The organism is Bacillus sp. AFS037270, assembly GCF_002585305.1.
The window spans coordinates 48,923-70,296 of the sequence record NZ_NUNF01000052.1; the positions used below are offsets into that span (position 1 = coordinate 48,923).

General features: G+C 38.9%; 22 protein-coding genes and 1 tRNA gene. 9 read left to right on the forward strand and 14 right to left on the reverse strand.

Going from position 1 to position 21,374, the window contains the following annotated elements; genetic code table 11:
- Positions 1-17 precede the first annotated feature (17 nt).
- Positions 18-1,595: a GMC family oxidoreductase gene (locus COD92_RS23330; protein ID WP_098531193.1), complete on the forward strand. Its 1,578-nt coding sequence runs from the start codon at positions 18-20 to the stop codon at positions 1,593-1,595.
- A 94-nt stretch (positions 1,596-1,689) separates the two neighbouring features.
- On the opposite strand, the gene COD92_RS23335 is transcribed toward COD92_RS23330, so the two are convergent.
- Genes COD92_RS23335 through COD92_RS23345 form a run of 3 tightly spaced genes read right to left on the reverse strand, consistent with a single transcriptional unit; the run spans position 1,690 to position 3,888 of the window.
- Entirely contained in the window at positions 1,690-2,805 is a 1,116-nt protein-coding gene (locus COD92_RS23335) for a cysteine desulfurase family protein (RefSeq protein ID WP_098531192.1), read from the reverse strand.
- A 27-nt stretch (positions 2,806-2,832) separates the two neighbouring features.
- Positions 2,833-3,558, reverse strand: a complete 726-nt coding sequence (locus COD92_RS23340; RefSeq protein ID WP_098531191.1) for a gamma-glutamyl-gamma-aminobutyrate hydrolase family protein — start codon at positions 3,556-3,558, stop codon at positions 2,833-2,835.
- Positions 3,559-3,579: 21 nt separating this feature from the next.
- Positions 3,580-3,888: a BC1872 family protein gene (locus tag COD92_RS23345; RefSeq protein WP_306418562.1), complete on the reverse strand. Its 309-nt coding sequence runs from the start codon at positions 3,886-3,888 to the stop codon at positions 3,580-3,582.
- Between the two features lie 306 nt (positions 3,889-4,194).
- Here COD92_RS23345 and COD92_RS23350 point away from each other — a divergent pair, with 306 nt between their 5' ends.
- Together COD92_RS23350 and COD92_RS23355 are read left to right on the forward strand one after the other, a co-directional pair.
- Positions 4,195-4,404 (forward strand): hypothetical protein, encoded by a 210-nt coding sequence (locus COD92_RS23350; protein WP_098531190.1) that lies wholly within the window; start codon positions 4,195-4,197, stop codon positions 4,402-4,404.
- Positions 4,405-4,586: 182 nt separating this feature from the next.
- Complete coding sequence (locus COD92_RS23355; protein ID WP_098531189.1) at positions 4,587-5,651, forward strand: sulfite oxidase; 1,065 nt, start codon at positions 4,587-4,589, stop codon at positions 5,649-5,651.
- A 69-nt stretch (positions 5,652-5,720) separates the two neighbouring features.
- Here COD92_RS23355 and COD92_RS23360 read toward each other — a convergent pair whose 3' ends face one another.
- Complete coding sequence (locus tag COD92_RS23360) at positions 5,721-6,515, reverse strand: GNAT family N-acetyltransferase (protein ID WP_098531188.1); 795 nt, start codon at positions 6,513-6,515, stop codon at positions 5,721-5,723.
- Between the two features lie 365 nt (positions 6,516-6,880).
- On the opposite strand from COD92_RS23360, the gene COD92_RS23365 reads away from it, so the two are divergent.
- Both COD92_RS23365 and COD92_RS23370 read left to right on the forward strand, forming a co-directional pair.
- Positions 6,881-7,201, forward strand: a complete 321-nt coding sequence (locus tag COD92_RS23365; RefSeq protein ID WP_098531187.1) for a hypothetical protein — start codon at positions 6,881-6,883, stop codon at positions 7,199-7,201.
- Between the two features lie 258 nt (positions 7,202-7,459).
- Entirely contained in the window at positions 7,460-8,239 is a 780-nt protein-coding gene (locus COD92_RS23370) for a Cof-type HAD-IIB family hydrolase (protein ID WP_176541249.1), read from the forward strand.
- 188 nt (positions 8,240-8,427) lie between these two features.
- Here the strand turns inward: COD92_RS23370 and COD92_RS23375 are convergent, their stop codons facing one another.
- Positions 8,428-9,483, reverse strand: a complete 1,056-nt coding sequence (locus tag COD92_RS23375; RefSeq protein ID WP_098531185.1) for an LLM class flavin-dependent oxidoreductase — start codon at positions 9,481-9,483, stop codon at positions 8,428-8,430.
- A gap of 151 nt (positions 9,484-9,634) precedes the next feature.
- Here COD92_RS23375 and COD92_RS23380 point away from each other — a divergent pair, with 151 nt between their 5' ends.
- Positions 9,635-9,922, forward strand: coding sequence for a hypothetical protein (locus COD92_RS23380; protein WP_098531184.1), 288 nt, complete (start codon positions 9,635-9,637; stop codon positions 9,920-9,922).
- A gap of 132 nt (positions 9,923-10,054) precedes the next feature.
- Here the strand turns inward: COD92_RS23380 and COD92_RS23385 are convergent, their stop codons facing one another.
- Positions 10,055-10,702, reverse strand: a complete 648-nt coding sequence (locus COD92_RS23385) for a glycosyltransferase (RefSeq protein WP_098531183.1) — start codon at positions 10,700-10,702, stop codon at positions 10,055-10,057.
- A gap of 93 nt (positions 10,703-10,795) precedes the next feature.
- Positions 10,796-11,677, reverse strand: a complete 882-nt coding sequence (locus COD92_RS23390) for a mechanosensitive ion channel family protein (protein WP_098531182.1) — start codon at positions 11,675-11,677, stop codon at positions 10,796-10,798.
- A 210-nt stretch (positions 11,678-11,887) separates the two neighbouring features.
- On the opposite strand from COD92_RS23390, the gene COD92_RS23395 reads away from it, so the two are divergent.
- Both COD92_RS23395 and COD92_RS23400 read left to right on the forward strand, forming a co-directional pair.
- Positions 11,888-12,604 (forward strand): cell wall hydrolase, encoded by a 717-nt coding sequence (locus COD92_RS23395; RefSeq protein WP_480253567.1) that lies wholly within the window; start codon positions 11,888-11,890, stop codon positions 12,602-12,604.
- Positions 12,605-12,725: 121 nt separating this feature from the next.
- Positions 12,726-13,430 (forward strand): YjjG family noncanonical pyrimidine nucleotidase, encoded by a 705-nt coding sequence (locus tag COD92_RS23400; RefSeq protein ID WP_098531180.1) that lies wholly within the window; start codon positions 12,726-12,728, stop codon positions 13,428-13,430.
- Between the two features lie 50 nt (positions 13,431-13,480).
- Here the strand turns inward: COD92_RS23400 and COD92_RS23405 are convergent, their stop codons facing one another.
- The 4 genes from COD92_RS23405 to COD92_RS23420 all read right to left on the reverse strand — a co-directional run bounded on the left by COD92_RS23405 (position 13,481) and on the right by COD92_RS23420 (position 19,150).
- Positions 13,481-14,029 carry a hypothetical protein gene (locus tag COD92_RS23405; RefSeq protein ID WP_255286688.1) on the reverse strand — a complete coding sequence of 183 codons (549 nt, stop codon included), beginning with the start codon at positions 14,027-14,029 and terminating at the stop codon, positions 13,481-13,483.
- A 116-nt stretch (positions 14,030-14,145) separates the two neighbouring features.
- A complete protein-coding gene (locus tag COD92_RS23410; protein WP_098531179.1) occupies positions 14,146-15,363 on the reverse strand; it encodes a threonine synthase in 1,218 nt (405 codons plus the stop codon).
- A 192-nt stretch (positions 15,364-15,555) separates the two neighbouring features.
- Positions 15,556-18,594 carry an efflux RND transporter permease subunit gene (locus tag COD92_RS23415; RefSeq protein WP_098531178.1) on the reverse strand — a complete coding sequence of 1,013 codons (3,039 nt, stop codon included), beginning with the start codon at positions 18,592-18,594 and terminating at the stop codon, positions 15,556-15,558.
- Between the two features lie 331 nt (positions 18,595-18,925).
- Positions 18,926-19,150, reverse strand: coding sequence for a DUF2187 family protein (locus COD92_RS23420; RefSeq protein ID WP_255286687.1), 225 nt, complete (start codon positions 19,148-19,150; stop codon positions 18,926-18,928).
- 86 nt (positions 19,151-19,236) lie between these two features.
- Between COD92_RS23420 and COD92_RS23425 the strand changes: the two genes are divergently transcribed.
- Complete coding sequence (locus COD92_RS23425) at positions 19,237-19,992, forward strand: YoaK family protein (RefSeq protein WP_098531177.1); 756 nt, start codon at positions 19,237-19,239, stop codon at positions 19,990-19,992.
- Positions 19,993-20,047: 55 nt separating this feature from the next.
- Here COD92_RS23425 and COD92_RS23430 read toward each other — a convergent pair whose 3' ends face one another.
- From COD92_RS23430 to COD92_RS23440, 3 genes are all read right to left on the reverse strand, one after another.
- Positions 20,048-20,275 carry a hypothetical protein gene (locus COD92_RS23430; RefSeq protein WP_098531176.1) on the reverse strand — a complete coding sequence of 76 codons (228 nt, stop codon included), beginning with the start codon at positions 20,273-20,275 and terminating at the stop codon, positions 20,048-20,050.
- Between the two features lie 99 nt (positions 20,276-20,374).
- A complete protein-coding gene (locus tag COD92_RS23435) occupies positions 20,375-20,929 on the reverse strand; it encodes a class I SAM-dependent methyltransferase (RefSeq protein ID WP_255286686.1) in 555 nt (184 codons plus the stop codon).
- Between the two features lie 222 nt (positions 20,930-21,151).
- Positions 21,152-21,225, reverse strand: a tRNA-Arg gene (locus tag COD92_RS23440).
- Positions 21,226-21,374 lie beyond the last annotated feature (149 nt).

The following is a 21,374-nucleotide window of genomic DNA, read 5'->3' on the forward strand; positions in this document are numbered from 1 at the left end:
TATAAAGAGGGATTGATATGATAAATAGTTCAATTAACACGTTTGATTTTATTGTTGTTGGAACGGGTCCCGCTGGTGCAGTGATAGGTAAGACACTCACAGATGATAAAAAAACTTCGGCCCTAGTCTTGGAGGCGGGGGAAAACAATGATAAGGATCAGCCGATAAGTGATTCAAGATTTGCGCCTGAACTAGAGGAACAATTTTACCCACAATATTTTTGGCAAGGAGAAGGTATACCTCAACCAGGGGTGGATAATAGATCTTTTGAATGGACAACAGGCCGTCTTTCTGGTGGTGGATCATCTATTAATGGAGAACAATATGTTAGACCTACACCATCGGTTTTAAGAGAATGGGAAATGCTTTTAGGGCCACTTTGGTCACCTGAACAAGCCATAGAAAACTTTAAACAGTTAGAAAATTTCCATGGGAAAACAAATAGCCCAGAATTTCACGGGTTTAATGGTCGTTTGAATATCAGGCAGACACCAAAAATTCCACCTAGTATGACAAAAAAACTGGTTTCAGCTATGGAACAGGCAACTGGTTTTAATAAGATACTAGATTATAATGACCCTAGAACCCCAATTGGTCCTTTTACTCGATGGCAGCTATTTCAGAAAAACAATGGACAACGTGAAAGCTCATCCACAGCATTTTTATCTTCCGATTTGATGACTCCCGATGGTTTTGGTGTAAATGGTCGTAAATTAAGAGTTTTGTATAAGTCAACTTCACTTCGTATTTTATTTAACGGGCAAACTGCAATTGGAATTGAATTTCTTAAAGAAGGAAAAAAGGTAAAAGCCTTTGCCCGTAAAAAAGTAATTATTTCAGCAGGGATTAACAGTGCCCAGCTGTTAATGTTGTCTGGAATTGGTCCAGCAAATGACCTTCTTCAAGTTGGCATACCAGTTGTTTTTGATAATCCGAATGTAGGGGAATTTTTGACTAATCACACCTTAAATACTGCTACATTTACTGTTAATCAAAAAGATGTCTCTGAGTTGCAAAGAGATCCATTTGCTCTTTATACTGGTGGTGCTTTTTTACCTAATCCACTTAGCGGAATAAATGATCGACGCCGTGGTGTGCAATTAATAGGAATCTTTTCAGAAGGAAACTTAACTATTGCTATTTTATTCTTACAGCCTAAAAGTCGGGGAGCCATTAAAATACAAAGCAATGATCCATTAAAAATTTTATTAGCAGATGAAGGTTTTCTCGATAACAGGTATGACTTGGAGGCAATTAAAGCAATCTATAAAACTTACATTAAAGGTATTGCGGAGAAACTCTCCAGCATAGATCGGAATTATAAGCTTATAAACCCCACACTAGAAATGATTGAAAATGATGATGAACTTGAAGAATTCATTAAAGAAAACTTCGGTCATAACCACCATCAACAGAGTTCTCTACGGATGGCGCCTTTTAATCGCGGTGGAGTAGTAGATCGGTTTGGTAATGTACATGGAGTGGATAATTTAATTGTAGCTGATGCTTCAATTATTCCATTTACCGTTGATGGCAATACATCCGCATCTGCTTACCTAATTGGCTATACAATCGCAAAACACTTAACTGAATAGTGTTATAAAATGAAAGCCATTTGTGATTTTAATCAAACTAACAAATGGCTTATTTAATTTCAAAATTTAGGTAATATCGTATGGTCCTTGTTTTCTACACTATTCTTTTTAAATCTAATACGACCTGATCTATTTCGTCTTTTGTCGTGTACCTGCCTAAACTAAAGCGAATCGCCCCCATCCCAACTTCCTCAGTGACACCCATCTCCTTTAATACCGGTGATAATTCAATGCTTCCGGCATGACAGGCTGAACCAGTCGAGGCAGCTAGACTTGGTATTGCCGATAACAGGTCTTGACCTATTTTTCTTACAAAACTTACATTCAAGGTATTTGGCAGCCTTTGTTCAGGATGCCCATTCAGGACAATCTGCTCCCCAAATGCATCGATTAATTGACTCCAAAAATAGTTAGTCAAATTTTCCAAATCAGGATTACCTTCCTGCTGCTTCGCGAGCTCACAGGCCTTTCCTAATCCTACTGCAAGTAGTGTATTTTCGGTGCCGGCACGAAGGCCGAACTCATGCCCTGCTCCGTGAATGAGCGGTTCAAGTTCGATTCCGTTTTTAATATAAAGTGCCCCGATTCCCTTAGGTGCATATAGTTTATGACCGGCAATCGTGAGCAGGTCTACCTTTAGATCATGCACATTGATCGCCACTTTTCCCGCTGATTGGGAAGCATCTGTATGAAAAACAATCCCATATCTTTCAGCTATTTCCCCAATCTCTTTGATGGGCTGTAAGGTACCTGTTTCATTATTGGAGTGCATAATCGAAATCAGGATGGTCTCATCGGTAATCGCCTTTTCGACTTCTTCAGGTAAAACTCTCCCATATTGGTCAACTCCTACGTAAGTCACCTTTGCCCCAACTTGTTCCAAAAACCTACAAGGATTCATGATCGCAGGATGTTCAATTTTAGAAGTGATGATGTGGCTGCCTTTATGCCGATTTTTAAAATAGAAGCCTTTCAAAGCCAGGTTATTTGCCTCGCTGCCGCCACTGGTAAAAATGATTTCCCTCGCCGAACTTCCGATTAAATCGGCCACCTGTTCTCTAGCATTATGCAATAACTCTTTTACGGGTTTCCCAGACCAATGTAAGGCTGATGGATTACCATAAAAGTCGGTCAGCAGCGGCTGTATTGCATCAACGACTTCAGGTGCCAATGGGGTACTTGCATTATAATCTAGATAAATTTTTTCCATTATCAATTCCTCCGTTCCATCCATTAATCAAACCGTTACTTTCAAACAGCTTTTAATAAATTCTACGAACAAATTGTTCATCTGATTATTGGTGTTTGCCATGGATTCTGGATGCCATTGCACTCCCACTGTAAAAGTGCTTGGATAAATGTATTCGACAGCCTCAACAATCCCGTCAGACGACACAGCTACTACTCGTAAATCTTTGGCCACCTTATTTATTGATTGGTGATGAAGACTATTTACTCTAAGCTGCTCCGTATCCAGTATTTGAAATAATTTACTATCTTTTTGGATGTTCACCCAATGAGTATCGCGGCTTCTAGTAACCTTTTGCGAGTGTTGAATCGGCTCTTTGACTTGGCTTGGGATATCTTGTAGTAACGTTCCTCCTAAGGCCACATTTAAAATTTGAATTCCTCTGCATATGGCGAGCAAGGGAATATTGTTCTCTAACGCGTATTTGGCAATGGCGATTTCAGCCAAGTCGCGCTCACGTGTAGTGGGACCTAACTGTGGATGTGGATCCTCGCCATAAAAAAGTGGGTCTACATCTTCTCCGCCACTGAGGATAATCCCGTCACAAAGCGGCATCGTTTCTATAGCTAGTTCCGCATTTATGTATGGAAGAATGATCGGTATTCCTCCATTAGCGGCGACTGTCTTATGGTAATCATGATGAACATAAACACCTTCCATAAATTGATTATGATTTACATATGCCCCTGTAATACCGATAATTGGTTTATTCATGAAAAATTCTCCCCCTTAGTACTAAAGCCAGCCCTCATCAATGGAGCTATTATCCGCAATGGAAAAGGCTGCGTTTGTAATCGCGTGGGCTAAGGTTTCACCCGTTTCACAAACATCATCAAAACAAGCCTCGTTTTTCCCATTTGTTTTATAGACAAAGCCTAGCTCTTTTAATCTTTCTACTAAAAGCATAGCATTTTCGAGGTTGTCTTCCGGCTGAAACTCCGAAACAGGAATGAAGATTTCCTTTTCATAATCATACCATCTGTCCCATCGATTTAGCTTCCAGCCTAGGATTCTACAAGCAAGGATTTCTATTTTGTTCATCATGTGTAATGACTCCTTTATTTACTAAGTTTTATTATTTTACCATTTTCATAGTTTCTCTCCTATAAAAACAGACCCAGTTCCGGCAAAAGCAAAAAATTTTCACAAAATCGCCACAATAGACTATACTTGGACTTACTAACTTTTTCCGGGTTTTATATAGTTAGGAAAGGGAAAATAAGTATTGAGGTGAAAAAAATGAACGTTACTATCACTACTGTCGCCAAGCAGCAACTCAAAACTCAGCTTGGTGAGGCACCAATTGTTCGAATTAACGAAATCCGAACTACTGGTTGAGGGGCGACCTATATGTATGAACTTGCTCAGGTTGAGCAGGCAGAAAATGATGAGGTTTTTAAGATTGATGATATTACCATTCTTATTGACTCACTGGTGATAAGTCATCTGGATGGGGATGTTGTGATTGATCACAACAAAAATTATGGCTATATCCTCAAAAACAGTTACGAGATTTTAACCTTTGGGATGAAATTAAATATGAACACCAAACTAGATTAGCCCGTAAACAAAAAGGCCGTTAAATAGCCACTGTACTTAAAAAGTTAACAGTGGCTTTCTCATGATATTGATGTTTTCTTTTTACACCGACAGTCTGAAGAATTATGTAAATTCCTCTTCAATTGAATAATCATCCTCCAACTACATATGCATTAAATAGCAAAGCTTAAGGAGGTAGTAACTTGAGAAATTTCCGTCAACCGGAGGTAAAGCCCTACCTAATTACAAAGTCTTTAACCCCAGAAAATCAGGAAACACCCATATATTTTATAAATGGCGATATCGTCGATGGAAAATTATTTTACAGAAGAAACCATTTTACGTATCCTCACTTTACATCTTCCTTCTACTTTCTTCCAATTCAGGGATTCGTGCGTACCCCAAGAACATTTTCATTACCGGATATATACTCACTGCCATCGAGAACAATCAAAATGATTTTAGAGTGTTCAGGAGATAAACGTGACTTTTTTGAACCAAAAGTATTTGGAGAACAATGGGAAAAAGGTGCCATAAGTCAAGGAAGCTGGAAGGGAGTTTCTTTAAGGACCTTACTACAGTACACTGGGGTGATTGATGGTGCCAAAGAAATAGTTTTTGAAGGCTATGATTATGGTGAAAGACCTGATTCCAACCAAATAGTTCACTTTTCAAGAAGCTTACCAATTGAAACGGCTCTTGAAGCGGATACCATCATCGCTTATGAGTACAATAATCAGCCTATCCCCTTTAAGCATGGTTTTCCCTTGAGATTGATCGTACCTGGATGGTATGCCATGGCTTCTGTAAAATGGCTAAAAAAAATTACGGTGATTGATAAGGAATTTAAAGGCCCCTTTCAAACAGTGGACTATGTTTACTATCCAAACAAAGAAGATGATAGTGGGAAATTTCCTGTCACGACGATCAATGTAAACTCCACGATTCAATATCCATTAAATAGGCAATTACTGGCTTCAGGAATATACCAGATAAAAGGAATTGCGTGGACTGGAAAAGGAAGTATAGACAAAGTGGAAATTAGTTTAGATGGTCAAACTTGGGAGACCTGTCAATTACCTTCTACATCCGAAAAGTATTCATGGGTTTCTTGGAATTATCAATGGGAGGTGCTAAAAAAAGGTGAGTATACGATACAAACAAGAGCAACAGATTTCGACGGGAATGTTCAGCCTTCCAAACCATTGTGGAACCGAAAGGGCTATGGTTTTAATGCGGTTGATTATATAAAGGTTAAAGTAGAATAAAGTCCACATTCAAATTCCACATATGCAAAGGGCGGAGATGAATCTCTGCCTTTTACATTCCAAGTTCATTTATTCATATGTATACATCATCCAAAATCCAATGTCTTCAAAACCAATCCGTTTATAAATGCCTCCTGCTTCTGGATTGTCGTAGAACAAACATAGTTCTTTTCCTTCATCAAGAAGTTGATTGCACAACTTCAGCATACAGTTAGTAGCATATCCTTTTTTCTTATAGTTTTCTAGTGTAGCTACCCCCACCACCATGGCTGACATTGAATTTTCTGCTGCTGTTGAGGCAGTTGATACAATTTTCCCATCTTCCTTTATAAAAAATGATCGCGAACTTCCGTCTTTCAGTTCACGTAGTTTTCTTTCCAAAGTCATGGTTGATCCGTTAAACTCTGGAACAGAGTTTAGTAATTCAACAAGTTCTTGAGCATCGTGGGGTTGTGCTTGCTGAACATTTAATAGGTCAACATTATTTGTACCAGTATTTAATTTAGTGCATTTAGCATAATATAGTTGTCTTTTCCTTTTGTAAGGTTGATTCAGGAAGGGCTCAATTTGCGCGGTAATCCCCTTTAGACCTGACATCATCTTAAAAGTAGAATCATTAGACATGACCTCAGCAAATCCTCGTGCATCAAATGAATCTAATGCAAATGGAATATAATTTTCCTCGAATTTTAACAAAACAGCAATAAGGTCTCCACCTTCGTTAAACTCTCCCCAAAGCTTTTGAAATTCTTGTTCATATCCATATACCTCTATGTCACCAATAATAAATAAGTTTTCAGCAGGTTTGGTTTTCAATAAACTTAGACAAACGTTATGATCATCTTTATTTAATCTTCTTATCATCATTCTCCCCCATTTTAAGTTCTCTCTAAGTAAAATTTCCCTTGTAATTTATTAGTATAATATGAACCCTGCTAACATGGAAGATCTAATCCTTCTCTGTCAGACCTATATTTCACCTTCTGCTTCCGGATCATTTTTAATAAAGAAGGAAAGAGTTTTTTTGTCATTCTAAAAAAATATTTCTTTTACGTGCTAAATACTTGAAAATTATTAAAATTATGGTAATCTAATATTAATTTTTCCGTATTTTCAGAATAATAAATTTGATTCCAACATCGTCCTCTACATTCTTCGTTTTCACCTCAAGATTTAATCCTAATTTTTTTCATTGGAACTGAAAATAAAAAATGATTGGAGTGGTTGAAATGTACAATTCTCAAAATGGATCTTATGAGGTTGTGAACACAAATGTTTGTCAAAGCTGCGGAAGAATCACCCTAAAACATGAAGGGGCTAATTCTGACAAAAAACAAGGTATCATTTTTCCTATCTTAGGTTGGACATTCTTTGTTATTTCTCTCATGTTTATTCCTATTTTGTTCGGAGCAGCGGCATTTCTGATGGGCTTTTTTACTTTCCATGATCGAAGTAAAGCGCACGGTGTAGTTTTAATGATGTTTGCCTCGGGAGGATTAATCCTTGGTTCACTGTTTAGCATTATGGTATCTGGAACCTTGTTTTTATAGGTTACAAAAGGTTGGTAGATATTCTATCAACCTTTTTTTATTTTCCAAGTTATAGCTGAAGTATCAACCGAAATATAATAAATTACTAATACAAATTAAGCCTGCGAGAAAGCTATTAATACCATTAACTTTTCTTACCATATTTTTTGTTTACACTTTTGGAGTGGAGCTTTTATTCGGTTTTTAAACAGTCATGATATACTTGGGGATATGCATTTGATAATCTAGCTATAGAACAGCAGCTTAGGAGTGTGAATGATGAATTATAAGGTAGTCATCTTAGATATAGACGGAACTATAGTTCCACATGGAAAAACCGTCAGCCCCGCCACAAAGGATGCGATTCAGCGGTTAAAAGATAAAAACATGAAGGTAGTCATTGCTACGGGACGGGCTCCTTATTTTTCAAATTCTGTTGTAGAGGAAACCGGAGTAGAATCAATGGTTTTCTTTAACGGATCGTATGTTTATCATGAAGGAAAAGAGATTTATCAAAGCGCAATTGATAAAAGTATCTTAAAAAGGGTTCATCAGTTATCTGGTGATTATCAACATCCGCTCACTTTCTTGAGTGGTTCAAGCTTTACATCAACCGACTTGAGTCACCCTTTTGTTGTTGAAGCCTATAGTCATGATCCGTGGAAACCTGTTCTAGCGCCTCCTCGTTATTGGATGGACCAAGATATTTATCAGTTGTTCCTCCACTGTAATCTGGAGGAAGAAATTCATTATAAGGCTAAAATTCCCGAGTTGGATTTTCGCAGATGGAGCTCTGGGGCACGAACCTGTGATGTGAATCTTACGAATTCAAACAAGTCTGTTGGGATTACAAAGTTATTGGAGAAGCTTGGTATTGCTCCAGATGAAGCTGTTGCCTTTGGAGATGGTATAAATGACATTGAAATGCTCTCATTGGTAGGAATGGGCGTTGCCATGGGGGCGGCATCTGATGAATTAAAGCAAGCTGCAAATATGGTGACTCTTTCTGCTGAAGAAGATGGGGTTGTTTACGGGTTGGCAAAGCTTGGATTAATTTAGTACTACTTATCGTTCGGGGAAATGAGTCTTATCCCCCGAACGATTCCTATTTCTATTCCTTCAGGAGTTATGACGACCTCTTATCCCCCGAACATTTCCCATTTCTATTTCTACAGGAGTTATGTAACATCCCTCCATACTATGGAAAATACTATTTCCTTCAAAAGCTTCAATCTTGTATCACCATTTTAAATATTGCCTTCTTCCTCCCATTTAGAAACTTCCTCACGAACCCGTGGCGCTACCTCTTTACCCAATAGCTCAATCGCTCTCATAACATCCGTATGTGGCATACTTCCTACCGGTACATGGAGCATGAACCTGGTAACCCCCACATTCTTGCGAAGATGAATAATTTTTTGTGCCACCGTTTCAGGGTCTCCCACATAAAGCGCGCCTTCAAAACTTCGTGCCGCATCAAAACTGGACCGATCGTAATACCCCCAGCCTCGCTCACGACCTAACACATTCATTGCTTGCTGGGTAGACGGGAAAAATTTATCAGCTGCAATCTCAGTGTCTTCTGCAATAAAACCGTGGGAATGCGATGCTACCGTTAACTTTGAAGCATCATGTCCTGCCTGTTCCGCCGCTCTTTTATAGAGTTTAACAAGCGGTGCAAACTGGACAGGACGACCGCCAATAATTGCAAGAACAAGCGGTAATCCTAACAATCCGGCACGAATAACTGAATCCGGCGTTCCCCCGCTGCCAATCCACACCGGCAGGGGATTCTGCACAGGACGAGGATAGACACCCAGATTATTTATTGCTGGACGATGCTTACCGCTCCAACTCACTTTCTCGGACTCCCGCAATTTTAATAAAAGATCCAGTTTCTCTTCGAACAGTTCATCATAATCTTGCAAATCATAGCCAAACAATGGGAACGATTCAATAAACGAACCACGTCCTACCATGATTTCCGCTCTCCCGTTTGATAGACCATCCAGCGTGGCAAAATCTTCAAATACCCGGACGGGGTCATCAGAAGAAAGAACAGTCACGGCACTCGTCAGCCTAATCCGTTTTGTTTGTGGAGCTGCAGCAGCAAGGACCAGAGTGGGAGAGGATGCTGCATAATCTTTGCGGTGATGCTCCCCCACTCCAAATACATCTAAGCCTACCTCATCTGCAAGGACAATTTCCGCTACGACTTCACGGAGCCGCTCGGCATGACTTATTACTTCTCCGGTCTGAACGTCCGGGGTGGTTTCTACAAACGTACTAATCCCTAACTCCACCTAAAATTCCTCCTATTTTTACTCAAATTATGTAAGTAATTATGACAGACTCATTCTATCATAGTTTGTTCAAGTCTATAGCCATCCCTAGCTCAGTTAAAATAATTTTGGGGTAGTTTACACATAATACAGAAAAAAGGTGTGTTATTTCTTGGATTTCCCTTCCATTCAGATGAATTTTTGGGATGCTGTGTTTGCGATCCCAATGATTATGATGTTAACACAATTCATTAAGGTTTATTTTAAAATCCCCAAATGGTTTGTCCCTACGATTGCTGTTTTATTCGGACTTGGTATTTCCATTTTTATTAGTCACAAACATAGCTTTATCTCTGGTCTTTTCATGGGCTGGTTTTATGGATATGCGGCGATTGGCTCCTACGCTTCTTTAAAAACAAACCTTGTTGCGTATCGAAATAAAAAAAGTGATAAGTATTAAAAGAAAAGGAAATCTTTCGTAATCAGTCTACGATAGATTTCCTCCCTTTATATAATATGGAAAAGTATAAATCGACTTTGAGAAATGTCCAGCTCAGGCCATACCCAGCTGAACAGAGCGCTTGCGCTTTTCTTACCTAAATCTATTCGGAAACTGTTTAACAATTCCATCTGTTAAAAAGTCACCCATATGAATGAGATGGGTCTCATTGGTATCCGCCGTTTTGATATCTGCGGTCCAATCCCCTTTTAACCGGTCCTCTACTTCAGTCGTGGTCAATTTTAAATGGGTATAGAACATGTCAGTTAGAACCTGTTTGTTCCAATTCGGGTTTGCACTAGTCAGGAAGGCAACTATTTCATCGGCATTACGGATCCAATCCTTATTAAATTGATTGACCTTCGCTTGGTCCCCGGCTTTTGCCGCCTCAATAATTTTACCGACAATTAAGATATGTTCCTTAAGTAAACTCGTAAGCTTGTTCCCTGCTTGTACTCCATAATAGGGTTTAATAATATTTCCAAGATCCACTTGATTCTCTAATACCCTAGTCAATACATGGTCCTTGTCCTTAAGTCCTGCTAGGCTGCTGACAATAAAACTTCTTGTCCACCATGCTTGTTCAATCCACAGCTTTTGCATTGGATACTTTAATTGAATCACCGATTGATTAATACATGCCCGCTGCGGTGCCGGTCTTCCTTCGGCTCCAGCGGATGAAACAGTGGTTGTAAAGGCGAGTGAACTAACAAACAAACAGGCGATTAGTTGTTTTTTCATGGTAGACTGCTCCTATTCTGCTAATTTTTCAGTTTTAGTATTGATAATATTTCCTTCCTTATACAATTAGATCCAAAGACCCAAACAAAAAACTTACACCTTATCAGGAAGAGTCTGACCATTCAAGGGATCATTATAAAGAACCATCCCAGGCATATTAATCTGATGTTTGTGAAATACCTTTAATAATTCAAACCTTACCTGTCTCGATACCTCAAAATAATCATCAGGCCAAACAAGCCCTACCATACAAAGCTCATAACCGACATATTTCTGATTAGGGTTAAGGTCTGTTATTCCGATAAACTGAAATTCCTGCTCAGGGCTGCCGTCCTCCATTTTCAACAGGCATTGGGAGTATCTTTCATTACAAGTACTGCAGACTTCTTCCATCAACTGCTTCATTTTTTGTGGATCTTCCTGATAGCTGACAGTCATTCGTTCAATGACGCGCATTTTTCCTTTATTAAAATTCTGAATGGTTCTTACTTCCCCATGAGGAATCGTCAATAATTTGCCGGACCATTCACGAATTTGCATAAAACGAATGCCAATCTCCTCAATAGTACCTGAGTTATTTCCATTAAAGGTGACATAATTCCCGACACGGAATTCTCGATCTGACAGTCGAACTAATCCTAATAAGATATCTTTTAATACCTCTTGGGCCGCAAGACCGACAACGACACCGACAATTCCTGCTCCAGCAAGTAAGCCTTTTAGATTCATAAATTGGCCAATCATATAAACAATTACGATGGTCGCTGAAGTGTATTTTAAAGCAGAACGGATTACCCCTTGGATGGTTTGTTCGACCTCGTCTTCCAATAGGTGAGACTTTCGAAAAAACCAATCAACACTCCGGTTAATCACAAATGAAATAATCATTAGGATTACGATCATAAAGACGACTCTTAAGATTAAATAATCTCTTATATAATTCAAAAAACTTTCTGAATAAGTTAAAAGGTCCATCGATTCACTTCCTTCAAAAATTGGAATCACCTTTTAGCATGACCTATATTTTCCAGAATTATTTTCTTTGCCCTTTTTTGTCTATTAATCGGTTCTTTCTATAAAATGCAACTCTATTATTATGTAATATAACTGTAATACTCTGAAATACTAATCTAGCAATCCCTTTCATAAAAATAGACATTAATAAGAGAATTCGACTGGAGGAAAATGACCTTGAAAAAACTTATTACTGCGATTTCTGTTATAGCTTCTCTATTATTTTCTTCACCTGCTTTTGCCTATACCGTTAAAAGCGGGGACACAATGTTTGGAATTGCTAGAAGTCAGAATCTTTCATTGCAAGAGTTAGCGAGACTAAATCCGCAGATTCAAAATCTTAATTTAATTTATGTAGGACAAACCGTTAATACAGGAACTCAGGATGAAAAAACAACCGGACAAGCCGTCAACACAGGAACTCAGGATGAAAAAGCAACCGGACATGCTGTCAATACAGGAACTCTGGAAGGAAATACAATTGGACAAGCCGTACATACTGCTTCAAAAGCTGAAATAAACGTAGGATACTCGGAAAACGAATTAGATTTGCTTGCAAGATTAGTCCGAGCAGAGGCTGAGAGTGAACCATACCAAGGAAAAGTCGCCGTCGCCTGTGTGGTCCTTAATCGAGTTGCCAGTTCCTCGTTCCCTAATTCGATTAAAGAGGTTATCTATCAAAAAGGGCAATTTCAGCCAGTCCGGAATGGAGAAATTAATCAACCTGCGGATGAGGATTCGATTAGAGCCGTTCAAGAAGCCATAAATGAAAAAAGCAATGTAGCCGCTGGCTCGTTATTCTTTTATAATCCAGCTACTGCGACGAACCGTTGGCTTGATTCAAGAGCTACAACGCTTGTGATTGGAAATCATGTTTTTAAAAAATAACTTCATGATCCCAGCGCTGGGGGTTTTCCAATCTTATGGATGGCACCTGGCGCTTTTCTGCGCTAAAATTAGAATGTTGTAAATCATGAAAGGTTTATGAAGAAACAAAGGGGAAAGTATAATGAAAAAATATCAAACATTATTATTCGATGTCGATGATACATTATTAGATTTTGCTGCTGCCGAAGCCTCAGCCCTAAAGCTCTTATTTGAGAGTCAAAGTATAACGCTAACAAAGGAAATGGAAGCCCACTACAAAAAAATAAACCACGGGCTGTGGAAATTGTTTGAAGAAGGACACATCGAACGGGATGAAGTAGTCAATACCCGTTTTTCCCTTTTATTTAAGGAATATGGAAAAAACGTTGATGGCGCCTTATTGGAAAAAAACTATCGCGGTTATTTAGAAGAAGGACACCAATTAATTAGTGGTGCGCTTGAATTAATGTCCGTGTTGCAAAACCAATTTGATTTATATATTGTTACAAACGGAGTTTCCAAGACACAGGACAAACGCTTACGTGATTCCGGTCTTCACCCGCTCTTTAAAGAGATTTTTGTCTCCGAAGATACAGGTTTCCAAAAACCGATGAAGGAATTTTTTGAATACGTCTTTGCCCGAATTATTAATTTCTCTCCAGAACATGCTTTAATAATTGGTGACTCCTTAACCTCTGACATTAAAGGCGGACAGCTTGCCGGCCTGGATACTTGTTGGTTCAATCCTAAGGCCAATCCAAACAACACCGAAATTATTCCTACCTATGAAATTCGGAATCTCAATGAGCTGCATCAAATCTTACATTTTGATCAAAGAGACATATAAATATTAATATAATAAGCCTTCATGTGATATTGCACATGAAGGCTTATTCTTTATAATCGACCATTGTTTGTAGGACTCTTTGGACTTTCGAGCTGTTTATCTGAGGCCTCTTCTAAATCATCAGTTATTTCATCAGCTGGGTTGCTTTTCTTGTGTTTCGTCTGAAAAATATCTTTTGATACAGTATTAAGTTTTTTTACAAAGCGGTTAAAACCAAATCCCACAAAGAAGGCTATACTAATAGGCGCATAAGGAGTATCTTGATAATCTGTAAATTGAATGAGTAAAATACCACTTTGGATCAGCGTGACAGCCACGACTGCTGTGCCTGTGGCAAAAATGGGATAAAAAATATACATAATCCATTTTCGATAATCGTGTAATTCGTCTTCCATATAGTGAGTACAAAACATATAAAGATGTCTTAGTGAACCGCCAATTGCTCCAGCGAAAAAATAATACAAAAAGATTTTGATATCAGAAATGAATGGCAGAGATTTTTCAAGCGCACCGGTCCCTAACATGCCTACTGCGATAAAACTGCCAAAAAACAGCAAGCAAAGGTATGTCAAAATGACGGCTTTTAACCATTTCTTCATTTTGTGACACCTCCACTACTATCCTATGTTGCCAAGAGTAGAGATGTCACAGCCTTTAGTACCAAATCCAATTAGAACGAAATGACCAATAAGCCTTGGACTTTTTCGTCTGTTTATTAAGCTTTAATGACATCATCCGGGTTTAATAATGTTACATTGTTTGTTTCAACAGTTTCCGGATATTTGATGCCCTCCCCGGTGTTTAAACAAACAACTGTTTCATCTACTTTTATCCAGTTTTGCTCACGTAAAATACGAGCTGCAGCAAACGTAGCCGCACCTTCCGGACAAATGAAGTTCCCTTCAAGTTCAGCCACCAGCTTTTGTGCTTCCGAGAGGTCGTTTTCCGAAATGGCAATCGCACAGCCATTTGTTTCATAAATGGCTTCCAAGACCAGGAAATCACCCAGTGCTTTTGGTACATTGATGCCAAAAGCATTAGTCTTTGAGTTTTCCCAGAATACCGATTCCGTTTTCCCCTCTTGCCATGCCTTCACGATTGGAGCGCATCCCTCCGCTTGAACTGCTACCAATCTAGGAAACTTATCAGCTTCTATCCAGCCCATTTCTTTTAATTCCAATAGTGCTTTATAAATGCCGATAATCCCAACACCACCGCCAGTCGGATATAAAATGACGTCGGGAACCTGCCAATTAAATTGTTCTAAAATTTCGTATCCCATTGTCTTTTTACCTTCAATTCGGTATGGTTCCTTCAAGGTTGACGCATCATAAATCCCCTGTTCGGCGATCAGCTTGCCAACAATTTTACCTGCATCACTGATTAGTCCATTTACTAAATATAAATTGGCACCGGAGACGGCAACTTCTTTTCTCGTGATATTCGGGGCATCTTGAGGCATAACGATGGTTGCTTTAATGCCGGCTTTTGCAGAATATAGCGCCCAGGCTGCGCCTGCGTTGCCATTAGTCGGCATTGCCAGCTGTTTCACACCCAGTTCCTTTGCTTTGGAGATTCCGACACTAGCCCCGCGAGTTTTAAAGGAACCTGTTGGAATGATCCCCTCATCCTTGATATACAAATTAGCTAAAGCGTATTTTTCGCCTAGTTTCTTTAGTTGTGTTAAGGGAGTCATCCCTTCATCCAAAGAGACGATATTGTCCTCGTTTTTCACGGGAAGCAGTTCATGATATCTCCATAAACTATTTTTTCGAGAGTTTAAGTCTTCTTTTTTCAAAATTGATTTAGCTTCATTCAAATCGTATCTAACTAATAGTGGTGCTCCACAACGACATAGCTGATTTACTTCATCGACGGTATAAATCTCATGGCATTTTGGACACTCAAGATGGGAAACATAGCTATACTTCACTGTTTTTACCCTCCAAATATTTATTTATGTATACTAACCCGTTTCCTCTTTTTCTTTCGATAAACGAAATATAAAAGTTTGGACTATTTCATTATATCCGATAATTCCGATTATATAAATAAGTATTAAGAGGGAAAAATTGATTGAATAGAAAAAAGGGAGTCTTTTCAAACTCCCTTTCACCAATTCAAATCATCCGGAAACCGGTTGTTCCCCTGTTAGATTTCGTTTTTGTGCAATCCGCTGCTTTTTAGACTTTTTAAAATGGAATAATTCATAGATGACCGGCACAACAACTAATGTTAATAGGGTGGAAATAGCGAGACCGCCGATTACAACGATGGCGAGGCTCTGCGAAACAAGACTTCCCATTTCTGCTTTTTTAAATAATAGTGGCAGCATCGCACAGATTGTCGCAACAGCTGTCATTAAGATTGGGCGGATGCGCGTACTAGCGGCCTCTAAAATTGCGTCCCGCATAATCATCTTCGCTTCATTCTGCTTGACTCGATCAATTAATACAATCGCATTGGTGACAACAATACCAATTAACATTAACGCACCGAGCAGCGCAGTTATGTCAACAGGAATTCGGCTTACTAATAGTCCGATGATTGCCCCAATCGCAGCTAGTGGCAGCGAGAATAGAATCGCTAGCGGCGCTCGTAAGGTTTTGAATGTAATGACCATGATAAGATAAACAATTCCAATCGATAGTGCCATTGTTAAGAACAGGTCAGTAAAGTCATTCGCTTGGCTGACCGCCGCCCCACCGACATATACAACAACATTATCAGGCAGTTTTAAACCTGTTCCAGGCTTGGTGCCATTGATTTTTGTATTAATTTTCCCAGATACTACGGACAGCTGTTTCGGGTCAACGGTAGCTGTTACCCGGAGATAGGCCTCCCCACTTTTATGAAGAATCTGGGTTGCTTTGTTTTCAACATTCAGCTTGGCAACAGAAGTAATAGGGACTAATTTTTGCTGGTTAGTAACCATTATTTCTTCTAAATCCTTTTTGGCAGAGGGATTTAGAATAGGTTCTAAATACACAGGTGTATTCGATCCATCAAGATTTACGCTTCCAATTGGCATACGATTAAGCATCATCCCAAGTTGTTGGATCACTTCACCAGGTTTCGCCGCATCCGAGTTAACTGTAAAGGTATAAACTGGTTTCTTCTCTTCTTGGTTTGTTTCTACTTTTTCTACCCCTTTAATAACCTTTACCACGTCCTCAATTTTGGCCGCGCTTGACTCAATATCCTCCATTTTTCCACCTACAACATCAACGGTAATTGAGGTGGAACTTCCGCCTGTTAATGAACCAGAGCCGGCCATTAATTCAGCACCCGGATAGTTATCCTTTTGCTTATTTACTTCATTGATAAAACGTTCGGCATTGGCATTCTCTTTCATCACAATTGTAAAAACAGCTGATGTCGGAGAACCAACTTCCCCATATTGGGCAGCATCCGGACTATTGCCTAATTGTGTATAAATCGATTTTGGTCCCTCTCGGTCTAATAAGTACTTTTCCAATTTCAAGGTTTGATCATGGACTATTTTTATTGGCGTTTCATTGGGGTAATCTAATGTCACCCTCACGAGTTCGGCATCCGAACTATCAACGGCACCCTTTGGCATTACAAAATAGGCAGCAATGGAACCAAAAAACAGTAGGGCAGATGTCAGTAAAATAACCCACTTATGATTTAAAGACCAGCGCAGCATTGAAACATACCGTTTGGAAGACTGGTGTTTTGGTAATTTGGCTTTTTTCAGAAGCCCGGCACTCATGAGTGGAACAACTGTTAAGGCTACGAGTAACGACGATAATAAGGAATAGGTCACCGTTAATGCGAACGGCAATAAGAAATCCCTCAATCCAGCCCCTACTAAGCCTAAAGGCAGAAATACGGCGACCGTTGTAAGAGTGGAAGATGTGATAGCAGAAGCCACTTCTTTTGTTGCTTCTACTATCAGCTCAATTGAAAATTTCTCGTGCTGCATTTTACGGAAAATATTTTCAATCACAACGATACTATCATCGACTAAGCGGCCGACAGCAACAGCAACTCCACCTATTGTCAGGATATTAAGGGTGATTCCTGACCGCCCTACTAAAAAGAGGGTTAAGCATAGCGAAAGTGGAATCGAAACAATGGTAATAAAGGTTGAACGAACGTTTCGCAGGAAAAACATTATCACAATGGTTGCAAATAAAGCTCCTAACAGTACCTCCTTTATCATGCTGATCACAGAATTGACGACCATATCGGCTGTTGAATAGAAGACACTTACATTAGCATTCTCGTATTTTTGTGTGAGACCTTTTGCTTCTTTTCTAACCTCTTTTACAATCGAGACTGCACTTGAATTGCTATCTTTTGTAATAATCGCAAGCAAGGCATCCTCACCATTCACACGTGTTATATGATCTTCCTGACTGGCTTTTTGAATTGAGGCAATATCCCCCAGTTTGACTCCTTGAACCACAGAGACATTCTTTAAGTCTTCAAGACTCTCAAGTGTTCCAACTACTTTAATGTTGCTTGTTTTTCCGTCGATCGTTTTTTGACCGACAGCGGCAGCCATGTTTTGACCTTGTAAGGCCGCTACAACCGCTTGTGCGGGCAGCTTAAATTCCTGCAGCTTCGCTTGATCTAGTTCAACGGAAATTTCATTTACCCCTCTTCCGTACATCGCTACACTTCCAACACCTTTAATTTGCTTTAGTGCTGGAAAAATTTTATCATCTGCTAGTTTAATATTTTCCTTTGTAATACCGTCCTTAAATGTAACTGAAATATCAGCAATCGGTATCATATCTGTGTTTAATTGAACGACTATCGGTTTATTCGTACCTTCAGGTAGCCTGACAGCATCTATTAATTTTTGAACATCTGCTGCCGCCTGCTTCATATCTGTCTCTGCCTCAAACATGATATCTATTTTGGAGAATCCATCTCCTGTAGTCGAATAAATTTCACTTTTTCCTTTTACAGCTGAAACCGATTGTTCAATTGGTGCTGTAACTGTATCTGTCATTGTTGCAACATCTGTTCCTTGACCAAGTACTACTACTGTTACCTGCGGATTATCGGCAGTCGGCAAAAACTCCATTGGTAAAGTAAAGTAACTGAAAATCCCCATAATTAGAATCAGGGCTGTCGTAAGCAACACAGCAGCCTTATTACGGAAAGACCACTTTGTAAACCACGTCATATGCCATTTCCCCCCTTATTGATCTGGCTAAAAAAATGATGATGTTTGAATAGTCGTATGTAAATTTGATGCAGCCTAGTAAGGATGTTTAAGAAGAACTAGTAAATAAGTTCTATTCAACAACTAAAACTTATGAATTACTAAATCCAACATGATTATACTTGTTCTTTATTAAGAAGTAAATTATTTTTGACAAATTTACCAAAGTTTTACATTATAATCAATTGGTACAGAGCCCTAGTCCAATAAGATTAACTTTTATTCATATAAAAATGCAGTATGGGGATGAGCCATACTGCATTTCTGTATTCCATAATACTCCTATACTTTCTTACGTCTTTTTTATTTTGTAGTTTTTATGATTTACGATTGTCGTGAGTGGTTCATCCTTCTCTTTCGAATAACCGTATTGGACGATAACAGAATTTTCTCGAACCCCAGAAACGGTTCCTTCGTGACTTTCTCCATCACGCTTAAATGTAATAATATCACCGATTTTTGCCGCAGCCATTTCATTCACCTCGCCTTTATCTTTTCCAAAAAATCGAATTGTCATTCGATTACCATTGCTCCACCTACATAAATTTTTTGACCTTAACAAAAAATAGGAGAAAAAGTGAAATTTTATTTGGGAGAAACGATATGGGAAAAACACAGACTCTTAGACGTAAACATTTATCTGGATTAGATTTACGAAGATATTTATATAAAAGAAGGACTGTCGTTCACAGACTAACAGCAGAATCCGTTGGTCTTGGTATACTGCTTGCGGTAGTGGGTGGATTCTTAGATGCCTACACATATGTAAGCCGCGATGGGGTTTTTGCCACTTCACAGACTGGTAATCTTGTTTTGTTAGGCGTAGAGGTGGCTCATGGGCAATGGACTCAAGGATTACGTCATATACCACCGATATTCGCATTTGTATTAGGAGTAGCCGTGGCTGAAGGCTTAAAACATCCGCATATTACTAGGACCTTTCCACACCCGGCCCGCACCGTTCTTTTGTTAGAAAGCATTGTTCTTGTCATTGTAGGAACCTGGCCTGTACAAGTACCGAATATGATTGTCACCATAACGATTGCATTTGTAGCCTCTGTACAAATTTCTTCGTTCCGTACATTAGTGCAATGGCCCTATAATTCGGCAATGGTCACAGGAAATTTGCGTACAGCTGCGCAAGCGGCATATACTGCACTAGTGTTACATGACCGAAAGGGTCTCCTTCAACTTTTAGACTTTACGCTGATTATCGTCTCTTTTTTATTGGGTGCATTAATTGGTACCTTAACAACCTTACATTGGGGGACAAGAGCCATTTGGTTTGCCTCAGGCATTCTTCTATGTGCCATGCTGGTCTTAAAAGCAAACCCGAAAACATTGCTTAATAAGTCATAAAGAAAAGAGGCAGGATTTACTCTCATGATAGGGAATAAATATCGCCTCTTTAAAATTAGATTCTCTTTTTAAAATCTTCTCGGATTGATTCAATAATTTCGTCTGGTATATCCGCCGGAAGAGATGTACCATCCTCAAAAACCCAGCAATTGATGATTTCTAAATCGGCCTTTTTAAAGGTAATGCTATAGTTTTTATGTTGGTGAACAAATTCCGCCGTCACATATTCCTCGACAGCAAAATCATCATCGATAATCATATTGGTGATTTCATATGGCTTCACAGCGATGTCTCCTTTTTGTGCCATTTAAACTATAGGATTAACTGATTAGGGCTATTTATTCAATGAGTCATTCCAGCCCTGCTTCCTCGTTATTCAAGATTATGGTTTAAATGTTTCTAAGGAAAGAAATAACCCATTATAATAACTTTTTATTTCATTAATGAGCAAATCATTACTTTTTATTAATGTAAGGGTATCACGGTTCAAACAGCAGCCGTCACATATTTTTTTCCAAGCGGGCGTTAAGACTTCCTGTAAACCAGCTAAGAATTGATTATCCATTTTGACATGTTCAAAAAAAAGTAATTTCCCTCCCGGCTTACAAACACGAAGCATCTCAATCATTGCTTGATTAGGATTTGGTATTGTACATAGTACGAGTGTTGCTACGACTGTGTCAAAACTATTATCAGGAAACGGCAGCTTTTCAGCACCTGCTTGTACTATTTCAATTTCTACAGCGGATTGTTTCAGTTTCTCTTGTGACCTTTCAAACATATAAGTACTGGGTTCGGTTGCAACTACTTTTTTAACCGATTTATATAGAGGAAAATTGATACCTGTCCCAGATCCGATTTCCAAAACACAACCATTAGCCTTAAATAGAAGCTCCTCACGAATCTCTTTAAACTTCTTTTTTTCTAAAGGACGCATAAAAAAGTCGTACCCCTTAGCAAACATCCGACCCAAAACTAGTCAACTCCATTATGTATATTCTTGTTTTACACTATCACTAAATAATAAAAAGTGAAAGTCTCATCTTCTAACTGATCACTCATACTTGGTTAAAATAAATTTTCTCTCCTCTAATATGAAACAAAAAAAGCAGTAGATTCTAAAATCGAATCCACTGCTTTTATGTTTAAAGATAACTGACGCGCCCGAAAGGAGTCGAACCCATAACCTTCTGATCCGTAGTCAGACGCTCTATCCAATTGAGCTACGGGCGCATTTTGTTAAATTGAGAGTTCGTTCTCTCAAAACTAGATAATATATAGAAGAAGTAAAAACGAGTTCGCTTTATAAACTGTGGTTAAGTCCTCGATCGATTAGTATCAGTCAGCTCCACATGTCACCATGCTTCCACCTCTGACCTATC